Raw genomic sequence first — 9,952 nt, forward strand, 5'->3', positions numbered from 1 at the left:
TATTCAAAAGTCCGGATGGATGAGTAATATCTGCAAGTCAGCTACATTAGTGCCGGTAGGTCCGGTAAACAATAAATCCTGTGAACTTTTCAAGGCGGTATAGGAATCGTTGTTTTCAAGGGCTACTGCGGGATTAACGCCTGCTTCGGTTATTCGGTGCAGCGTACCCCTGTCGACCATTCCGCCTGCCGCATCTGTTGGGCCGTCACGGCCGTCAGTGCCGCCGCTGAGAAATGTCCAGTTTCCTGTTAGCCCATGTTTTTGAGCGGCGCAGGCAAAAGCCAGCGCGAACTCCTGATTACGGCCGCCTAAGCCCTTGCCTTTCAGGGTGACGGTCGTTTCACCGCCCGCTAAAAAGGCAACAGGCTTTAGTAGGCCTTTTTCAATCTGTGCTTTAGCGTATATTACCAGTTTTTCAGCTTCTTCTCTTGCTTCGCCGCCCAGCTTATCGCTGTATAACCTGGCCTCGTACCCGTGCTTCCTTGCCGCCTTCATAACGGCTTTAACACTGAGGGCATTGCTTCCTATTAAGGTATACGAGGAATTTTTAAAAGCCTCGTCGCCGGGTTTGGGTGTTTCCGGCACACTGCCTCGTTTGCCCTGTTCCAGATAATCCTGAACGTTAGCCGCTACCCTGTCCCAGACGCCTCTGGATTTTAAAATCTCAACGGCATCGGCGTAAGTGGTAGTGTCAGGAACGGTAGGGCCGCTGGCGATAGCGCTTACATCATTGCCCAGCACATCTGATAAAACCAGCGCATGTAAAGCGGCGGGTTGCGCGATTCCGGCCAGGCCGCCGCCTTTTATCCGGGACACATGTTTGCGTACGCAGTTGATCTGGTTGATGTTGGCGCCGGAAGCCAATAGCAAATCGGTGGCGGCAATTTTTTCCTGAAGAGTAATGCGGTCAGCGGGGTAGGGAAGCAATGCGGAACCGCCGCCGCTGATCAGCACCAGCACCAGTTCATCCTTTTGCGCGCGGCGGGCAATGTCAGCGCATTTCTTTGCAGCCTTTAAACCGGCTTGATCAGGCAAAGGATGACCCGCTCCGATAACCTCGATATTATCAATGACGCATTCATTCTCATAATTGGTAACGGCAATACTATTATCTGCCAGAAGATGCGCGGGAATGATTTCCGAGGCCGCCCGCGCCATGGCGCAGGCAGCTTTGCCAAAAGCGATAAGATGGACATTTGACCACCGGCCCAGGCGTTTTTGCTCAGGATTGTCCAGATTTAACAGAATTTCAATATGATCCTCATTGACAATAAGGCATCGCTTAACGGCTTTATAAGGATCGGCTGCGGCTATGCCTGCCTGCAAAATACTGCGAGCATCTTTTTTTATTGTATTGGTTGATGCGGGATCTGTAGCTTGCATAAGCGCTCATATCCGATTGTGTAACAGCCGTGGTTGATTATGCCATTTCTTTGGCCAGGGCAAAGATATTTTCTGCATCAAAAACCTGTTTATTGTCTTCAAATAATTTCGCAATGCAGGCGCGATGCAAGGCCAGCTTCAAGACGCCAAAACCGATGGCGCCCCAGATAATTTTGCCATCGCGTTCATTACCTTTGTCCATTACTTCTATGCCGCCGATGCCGAGAGGAGGAGTAGCGTTCGCATCAGCCAGCATTTCGATAGTTTTATTATGCTGCCATTGGTCTGCCGTGAGCAGTTCCACTCCTGCGGCCCCGGTTGCGAAAACAATCTGGGCGTTTTCGATGGCTTTGGCCCGGGCATTATTATCAAATGCTTCAACGGGAGTAAGGTCAACGCCAAAGCGCGATTTAATTTCACCGCAAGCTGTTACGGCACGCTCCATGTATCGGGATGTCAACGAAACCTCTGCGCCCTCTTTAACAAGCATGGCGGCGGCACGTTGACCTACCGGTCCTGTGCCGGCCAATATCACCGCTTTTTTGCCGGCTAATCGGCCGCTGGACGCCAGTTTTGCAACAGCTGCGGCAGCTGTAGTATTGCTGCCGTTGCTATCGAGCATGACAGAAACCTGAAAGCCCGGGAAAAAATGCTTTTGCACGGCCTTAAATAATTTCTGGCCGGCCGCCATGTCGCTGCCGCCAACAAAAATTGCAGTATTTTTCTTCTCCTTGGGGGTGCGGGTAAAAATAGTACCTTCCACCAGAGCAGTGACGTTTTCCGGGCTCAAGCCTCCGTAGCCTATTACATGATCTGCGCCGCCATCATAGGCCACAATAGTATCAAAAGCCGAGGGCTGAGGGTCGGTATCGAATTGAAATAGCAATTTTTTCATTAACTTACCTGCGGGTTGTTTAATGTATGCGTCAAGGGGAAGATTGAAGGGCGTATTATAGCCGATAAACAGAAGCATGCCTTAAGGCGGGCTTTATTAAGCGAAACCATTAGCGGCTGATTTTTGCAGGCAGTCTTCATTGTTCCAATTCAAAACAGGATAGCTGATTGCCTTGTTATGCAGCGCATGTATACCACTATCCTGAACCGAGGTAAAAGAGTAAGGGCAGATTTTTTAGGCCGGTTATTATGAAAGGCATTAAAAACCGTAACCTTTGTTATAGCCAGGCTTAAACTTAACTATACTCATGATGATGATTTGATCTCAAACTCTGCCTGCCGGGCAAAATGTCTAAAACCTTATCAAGGATGAATTCATGACCCATTCCACTATCGCTCCGGGTACAAGAATTGAATTAAGAGATGAAGAATGGCTGGTCCGTCGGGTTGATTTGACAATAAGCGGCGGGCAGCAACTCACTTGTATCGGCTTGAGCGAGCTTGTAAAGGATAAGGAAGCCATATTTCTCACCGAGCTGGATAATAATTCGACATTCCGCACCCGCATCAATGTGCTAAAGCCCGAAGACACCGAATTCGTTCAGGATCAATCCGATGGCTTTATTGATAGCAGGCTTTATTTAGAAGCCCTGTTGAGAGAATCGCCGCCGACGGACAACAAGCTTTATCTCGGTCATCGTGCGGCGATGGATATTGTGCCCTATCAGATGCAGCCAACGCTGCAGGCCTTAAATCAGCCAAGACAACGAATATTAATTGCGGATGCCGTGGGCCTGGGCAAAACCCTGGAAGCCGGCATTCTTGTTTCGGAACTCATGCGGCGAGGCAAAGGCAAGCGCCTTTTAGTGGTTGCCGTTAAATCCATGCTCACCCAATTCCAGAAAGAATTCTGGAATCGCTTTACCATTCCGCTGACACGATTGGATTCGGTCGGCATTCAGCGGGTCAGAAATCAGATTCCGTCGAATCATAATCCGTTTTTTTATTTTGATAAAGCCATTGTTTCGATGGACTCCCTCAAACAAGGCATCGAATACCGGAATTACCTGGAAAACGCGTACTGGGACATTATTGTTATTGACGAAGCGCATAATGTTGCGGAAAGATCGGCCAGCAGTCAGCGCGCCCGTCTGGCAAGATTACTGTCCACACGCTCTGATACATTAATCATGCTGTCTGCTACCCCGCACGATGGCCGGGCAAAAAGTTTTGCCAGTCTTTTAAACATGCTGGATGCAACCGCAATCGCCAATACTGAAGATTACAGTAAAGATGATTATGCCGAAAAAGGCCTGGTGATTCGACGCTTTAAAAAAGACATCATTGGTCAGCTGAAACGCGAATTTAAAGAACGTAAAACGCAACAAATCAAGGCTCAGGCGTCGGCGTCAGAACAGGCGGCATTTGCTTATTTAACCGAAATTCAGTTTGCCAAACTAGATCAAATCCGATCCGCCGGCCTACTGTTCAAAACCACTCTGACCAAAGCGCTATTCTCCAGTCCGATGGCGTGCAGGCAAACCATTAAAAACCGGCTAAAGACTCTGGAGCAAAAACTCGAAGCCGCCTATCAAAATGACCGCGATCAACTCATCTGCCTGGATGACTTATTAGCGAAGATTAACGCAGACAATTTTTCCAAATACCAGTGTCTCCTTAAAACGATCACCCATCAACAGAACGGCCTGGTTTGGAAGCCTAACGATAGCAAAGATCGAATAGTGATATTTACCGAGCGCATAGAGACCTTACGCTTCCTGCAGCAATGCTTGTTGCTGGACCTCAAACTTAAAGAAAATCAAATTGAAGTGCTTTACGGCAGTTTATCCGACACCGAACAACAACGAATCGTTGAAGACTTCGGCCAGGAAAACAAGCCTGTGCGCCTGTTGCTTTGTTCTGATGTGGCTTCCGAGGGGATCAACCTGCATTTTCTCAGTCATCGCATGATTCATTTTGATATTCCCTGGTCGCTGATGGTTTTCCAGCAACGCAATGGCCGGATTGATCGTTATGGACAGGAATACTTGCCGCATATTATCTATTTAATGACCGATTGCGCCAATGACGTTATCAAAGGCGACAATCGCATTCTGGAAGTGTTGATAGAAAAAGACGAACAAGCCATTAAAAACATCGGTGATCCTTCCGTGTTCATGGGCGTTTACGATAGCATCGCTGAAGAAATGATAACCGCGCAAGCCATTGAAAATGGCGTTGCGGCAGACGATTTTGATCAACAGCTGGAGTCCAAGGCCGAAGCATTCGATTTATTTGCAGAAGACTGGTTTGCGACTGAAACCCAAGCCGCCGATGATCCTCTCAGGGAAACCGGCACTGTCCCCAGCCTGTTCAGTTCTGACTTTGATTATCTGGCTAAAGGCATACAGCGCCTGGCGGAAAAGGAGAGGCGCGATCGTATCACTCAATTTGCAGCCAACGCCAAACAACAACGCATTGAATTTACCGCACCGGCCAGTCTGGAACAACGCTTCAAACATTTAAGCAAAGAAATCTGGCCGACTAATGGCCAATTTATTCTGTCTTCAGAAAAAACGGCAATAGAAGCGGCCATTAAGGAAAGCCGGCAATCCGAGCAAAGCTGGCCTGTTGTGCATTATCTCTGGGAACAGCATCCGGTATTCCAGTGGCTTAACAACAAAGTAGCCAGCGGTTTAAAACGGCAGCAGGCTCCCGTCATTGTCGCGGCTGATAAATTGGTTGAAGGCGAAGCGATTTATATCACCTACAGCCTGATTGCCAATCAAAAGGGACAGCCGCTGATTCAGTGCTGGTTAGGTATTGGCTTTATTAATGGACAATTCAATACCATTGATGACCTGGAAAGTGTGCTTAAGCGCACCGGTTTAACCCAGGGATTGCCTAATTCCGGCGAAACTTCAAATGCTTTAAATCAACTTAAAGCGCAACTTCCTGAAGTGGTGAAACAAACCAAACAGCAAATGAGCCTTTACCGCAAAGCCTTTGAACAGGAAAACCGGCCTAAATTAAACGCGCAACTGGAGAAGCTCCAAACCTTGGAGCACAAACATTTTGCCCAGCTCGATCTCTTCATCGAAACCAGCGAGCAACTGGCTGCAATTAAAGAAAAGCGCTATCAGGAAGAAAGCAAAGCCATTCGCAGCCGCTTCGAAGAGTACCGGCAATGGATACAGGAAACCATGAACACTGAAGAACAGCCCTATATTCAGATTGTCGCGGCCATTGTCCAGGCATAATCCGGAAGAGTGATTTCAGGATTGAATCGGAATAGTAGTGATGTTTTAATGTGTATTATTTTGTAATTTTTTACACATGGAGAATTCGATGCGAACCAATATCATCATTGATGACACATTGATGGCCGATGTTTTAAAAGCAACCGGGATAAAATCCAAGCGCGAAGCGGTGGAGCTCGGTTTAAAAATCTTATTGATGTTAAAGCAGCAAGAGGGCATTAAAGCCTTTAAAGGCAAATTAAAATGGGAAGGCGATTTGGAGAAAATGAGGAATGATCAATGATTCTGGTCGATTCCAGCGTCTGGATCGACTATTTCAACGGCACGGAAACGCTGGCGACCAAAAAACTGGACGGTTTGCTGGGCGTGCAACCGGTATGCACCGGAGATTTAATTCTGGCGGAGGTGCTGCAAGGGTTCAGGCAGGACGAAGATTATCAAGCCGCAAAAACTTTGCTCTGCTCCCTGCCTGTTCATGCCATGTTGGGTATGGCCTTCAGTTTAAAAAGCGCCGAAAATTTCAGAAAGCTGCGCAAACAAGGCATTACGATTCGAAAAACCATCGATACGATGATTGCTACCTACTGCATTGAAAACGAATTACCATTATTGCATTCAGACAAGAATTTTCAACCCTTCCAACAATATTTGGGTTTGCAAGCTGTGTAATGAAATATCAGGCTTAATAATAAAAAAACCTTGCTGGAATAATCCATAACTACCAGGGACAAGCCATGTCGCTCGACCTCACCGGCATCACCAACGAAAACGAATATTACAGCCATCACTATCTGTCGTCGATTTTCGAAGGCGACCTCAAAGACACGTTCAGCCAATGGCAGACGATGGAAGACAATTACCGGGAAGCCGTCAAAGCCGAGTCACAAAAAAGCGATCCCTTTGCCGAACAATGCGCTCCGTGGATAAGACTGCGTTCGTTATCGCAAGACTTTTTCAGATTGCAGAATCAGCTCGAAAAAGACCGCGACCTGCAATCCCGATTACAACTGCAAAACGCCTTTTTCGCCAAACTCACCACAGCTTTAGGTTATCACTGGCAGCCGGCCATGCTTAACCTCGGCGATGCCGGCGACATTCCGGTACTGGCCGAAGTGGCGCACGGCTCAAACCCCGCTTTGTGGGTATTGGGCGCACTGAATACAGCAGAAGACAAGGACGACCCGCTTAATCTCACCCTTAAAAAGGAACAATGGCTTTACGGGCATGAGCCGCAGGCCGCGCTATTGAATCCAGGACTTGAAGACCTTATCAACAAAGTCATTTTCGGGCTTGACCGTCCGCCGCGCTGGATTTTACTGCTAAGCGATGCGCAACTGCTGTTGATAGACCGCAGCAAATGGCATGAAAAACGCCTGTTGCGATTCGACCTGGCGGAAATCTTTGGCCGCCGCGAAGACAGTACGTTTAAAGCCATGACGGCCTTATTGGTCAAAGACCATTTAACACCCGAGCAAGGCTTGTGTTTGATGGACAGTCTGGATGAAAACGCCCATAAACACGCCTTCGCCGTCTCCGAAGATTTAAAATTCGCCCTGCGCGAATGCGTGGAGTTGCTCGGCAACGAAGCCATGCGTTACTGGCGGGAACAGAGCAAGGAAAAGGTTTATACCGAAGTCATGGCGGCTCACCTTAGCCGCGAATGCCTGCGCTATATGTACAGACTGCTGTTTCTGTTCTACATCGAAGCCAGGCCGGAACTGGACTATGTGCCTATAAAAAGCTCAAGCGCCTACCTGAAAGGCTACAGTCTGGAATCGTTGCGTAATCTGGAAATGACTCCGCTGCACACCGAAGAAGCGCAACAAGGCACTTATATCAGCGACAGCATTCAACTCATGTTTGAGTTGATTGACCAGGGCTTTCATGCGCATCCGAATAAGGACTTACACGCCTACTGCGGTGATGCCGAAGCTTTTAGCATCGCGCCGCTTAAAAGCCATTTATTCGACCCGAAAAGCACCCCGACTTTAAACCGCGTGCGCTTTCCAAATCAGGTGATGCAACAAATCATTCAATTGATGTCGCTGACCCGGCCCGGTTCCGGGCGATATCAACGCCGGGGCCGCATATCATACGCGCAGCTGGGCATTAACCAGCTCGGCGCCGTGTACGAAGCGCTGTTATCGTACAAAGGTTTCTTCGCTCCGCATGATTTATACGAAGTCAAAAAAGCCGGCAGCCAGCCCAACGAACTGGATTCGGCTTATTTTGTGCCGGAGCCGGAACTCAAACATTACACCGAAGCGGAACGCGCGCTCAACGAAAAAGGCGGCTTTAAAGTCTATTCCAAAGGCACGTTTATTTACCGCATGAGCGGCCGGGAGCGGGAAAAATCGGCTTCGTATTACACGCCGGAAGTATTGACTCAGGCCCTGGTCAAATACGCCCTGAAAGAATTACTCCAGGATAAAAGCGCCGACGACATCCTCAGGCTCAAGGTGCTGGAGCCCGCGATGGGTTCGGCGGCGTTCCTGAACGAAGCCATTAACCAACTGGCCGCCGCCTATATTCAGCGCAAGGAAAAGGAAAGCGGCGAACGCCTGGCGCATGAGAACTATGCCGACGAACTGCAAAAGGTCAAACTGTACCTGGCCGACAACAATGTCTTCGGCATCGACTTGAACCCGGTTGCTGTGGAACTGGCCGAGGTCTCGTTATGGCTTAACTCCATCCATAAAAGCGGCTTCGTACCCTGGTTCGGCTTGCAGTTGTTCAACGGCAACTCGCTGATCGGCGCAAGGCGGCAGGTATTTTCGCCCGATGTGTTGAATAAAAGCAAAAAGGAACAGCTCTGGTTTAACCAAACGCCCAGCCGCTTGAATCCTTATGGTTTAAGAGAAGCGAATACTCCCTTAAACCGTCATTCCGGCAGGGAGGCCGGAATCCAGTCACAGGGATGTGAAGCTATGAATGACAAGTTTGATATACATCCATGTACCCTGGATTCCGGCAATCCATGCCGGAATGACGACTCTGCCTTATTTGCCGAAACCTCGTCCACCGATCACAACAACCAACCGCTGCTCAGCGAACGCGGCAAGCGCATTTACCATTTTCTGCTGCCCGATCCCGGCATGGCGCACTATCAGGACAAGGTCGTTAAAGGGCTGGCAACGGAGGCCATAAAAACCATTAATGACTGGCGCAAGGAAAGTTGCAAAGCCTTTAGCGCCGAACACATCAAACAGCTGCAAACCTTTTCCGGAAAAATCGACGAACTCTGGCAGGCGCATAGCCGCGATCAGGCCAGAATCCGTGATAAAACCACCGATCCCTTTAATATCTGGGGACAACCGGAAGACCAACGCCCCCAACGCAGCCTGTTGTCGCAAAAGGACCGCATTCTGGCCCAGGAACGCGAGTCCAAAGACCTGAAAAACTCCTCGCCCTATCGCCGCCTAAAACTGGTGATGGATTACTGGTGCGCGTTATGGTTCTGGCCGATCAATCAGGCGGAGCTGTTGCCGGACAGAAACCAGTATTTTTTTGATCTCAACTGGCTGCTGATGGGCGGCACGCTGGAGCCGATTACCGAACCGGGGCAAACGGCGGAGTTGTTCCCCGATACCCTGCCGCAGCAACTGACGATGGATTTTAATGACCGCTTCGGGCAACTGGACATTGAAAAAATCCTGCGCGACAACCCGCGTTTAAACCTTGCCAATCGGCTGGCGGAGCAATACCATTTTTTTCATTGGGAACTTGAACTGGCCGATATTTTTGCTGATAACGGCGGTTTCGATCTGATTCTGGGTAACCCGCCCTGGCTGAAAGTGGAATGGCAGGAAGCGGGCATCATGGGCGATGCCAATCCGTTGTTTGTGCTGCGCAACTTTTCCGCCAGTCAGTTGAATAAACTCAGGGAACAAAGCTTTAGCGGCTATCCGAAACTGCAAGCCGATTATTTTGCCGAGTTTGAACAATCCGAAGGCGCGCAGAATTTTCTCAATGCCCAGGTCAATTACCCGCTGTTGAAGGGCATTCAGACCAATTTGTACAAATGCTTTTTGCCGCAGGCGTGGATGGCGAACAATCCAAAAGGCGTGGCGGGTTTTTTACATCCCGAAGGCATTTATGACGATCCGAAAGGCGGCTTGTTTCGGGCGGCTATTTACCCGCGATTGCGGGCGCATTTTCAGTTTCATAATGAAATGGATTTGTTCGCCGAAGTTCACCATGCCACCAAATTTAGCATTAATATTTACTCTGTAAACGTCACAGCACATTTTCAACATCTGGCTAATTTGTTTATTCCGCAGACCATTAACCCGGATATTTCATCAGCCCCAGAAAACTGCTCCAAAATCCGAACTAAATTTTGGAAAACCGGAAATGTTGAGAAATCGATGGCTAAAGCTGGAAATTAATGACTGATTTCCGTTTTTCAGACACAA

Annotated in this window: 6 protein-coding genes; 4 read left to right on the forward strand and 2 right to left on the reverse strand. The window is 48.8% G+C overall.

Annotated elements, in window-relative coordinates:
- Positions 1-3: 3 nt before the first annotated feature.
- Both HUX64_RS11900 and HUX64_RS11905 read right to left on the reverse strand, forming a co-directional pair.
- Positions 4-1,383, reverse strand: coding sequence for a glycerate kinase type-2 family protein (locus tag HUX64_RS11900; protein WP_174626450.1), 1,380 nt, complete (start codon positions 1,381-1,383; stop codon positions 4-6).
- Positions 1,384-1,420: 37 nt separating this feature from the next.
- Entirely contained in the window at positions 1,421-2,278 is an 858-nt protein-coding gene (locus tag HUX64_RS11905; RefSeq protein WP_174626451.1) for an NADP-dependent methylenetetrahydromethanopterin/methylenetetrahydrofolate dehydrogenase, read from the reverse strand.
- A gap of 376 nt (positions 2,279-2,654) precedes the next feature.
- Between HUX64_RS11905 and HUX64_RS11910 the strand changes: the two genes are divergently transcribed.
- From HUX64_RS11910 to HUX64_RS11925, 4 genes are all read left to right on the forward strand, one after another.
- Entirely contained in the window at positions 2,655-5,537 is a 2,883-nt protein-coding gene (locus HUX64_RS11910) for a DEAD/DEAH box helicase (RefSeq protein ID WP_174626452.1), read from the forward strand.
- An 88-nt stretch (positions 5,538-5,625) separates the two neighbouring features.
- Positions 5,626-5,820 (forward strand): type II toxin-antitoxin system VapB family antitoxin, encoded by a 195-nt coding sequence (locus HUX64_RS11915; protein WP_174626453.1) that lies wholly within the window; start codon positions 5,626-5,628, stop codon positions 5,818-5,820.
- Positions 5,817-6,206 (forward strand): type II toxin-antitoxin system VapC family toxin, encoded by a 390-nt coding sequence (vapC, locus tag HUX64_RS11920; RefSeq protein ID WP_174626454.1) that lies wholly within the window; start codon positions 5,817-5,819, stop codon positions 6,204-6,206. The genes HUX64_RS11915 and vapC overlap by 4 nt, the downstream gene beginning before the upstream one ends.
- A 65-nt stretch (positions 6,207-6,271) precedes the next feature.
- Positions 6,272-9,925, forward strand: a complete 3,654-nt coding sequence (locus tag HUX64_RS11925; protein WP_174626455.1) for an Eco57I restriction-modification methylase domain-containing protein — start codon at positions 6,272-6,274, stop codon at positions 9,923-9,925.
- Positions 9,926-9,952 lie beyond the last annotated feature (27 nt).

It is taken from the genome of Candidatus Methylobacter favarea (assembly GCF_902806695.1).
Classification (GTDB): Bacteria; Pseudomonadota; Gammaproteobacteria; order Methylococcales; family Methylomonadaceae; genus Methylobacter_B; species Methylobacter_B favarea.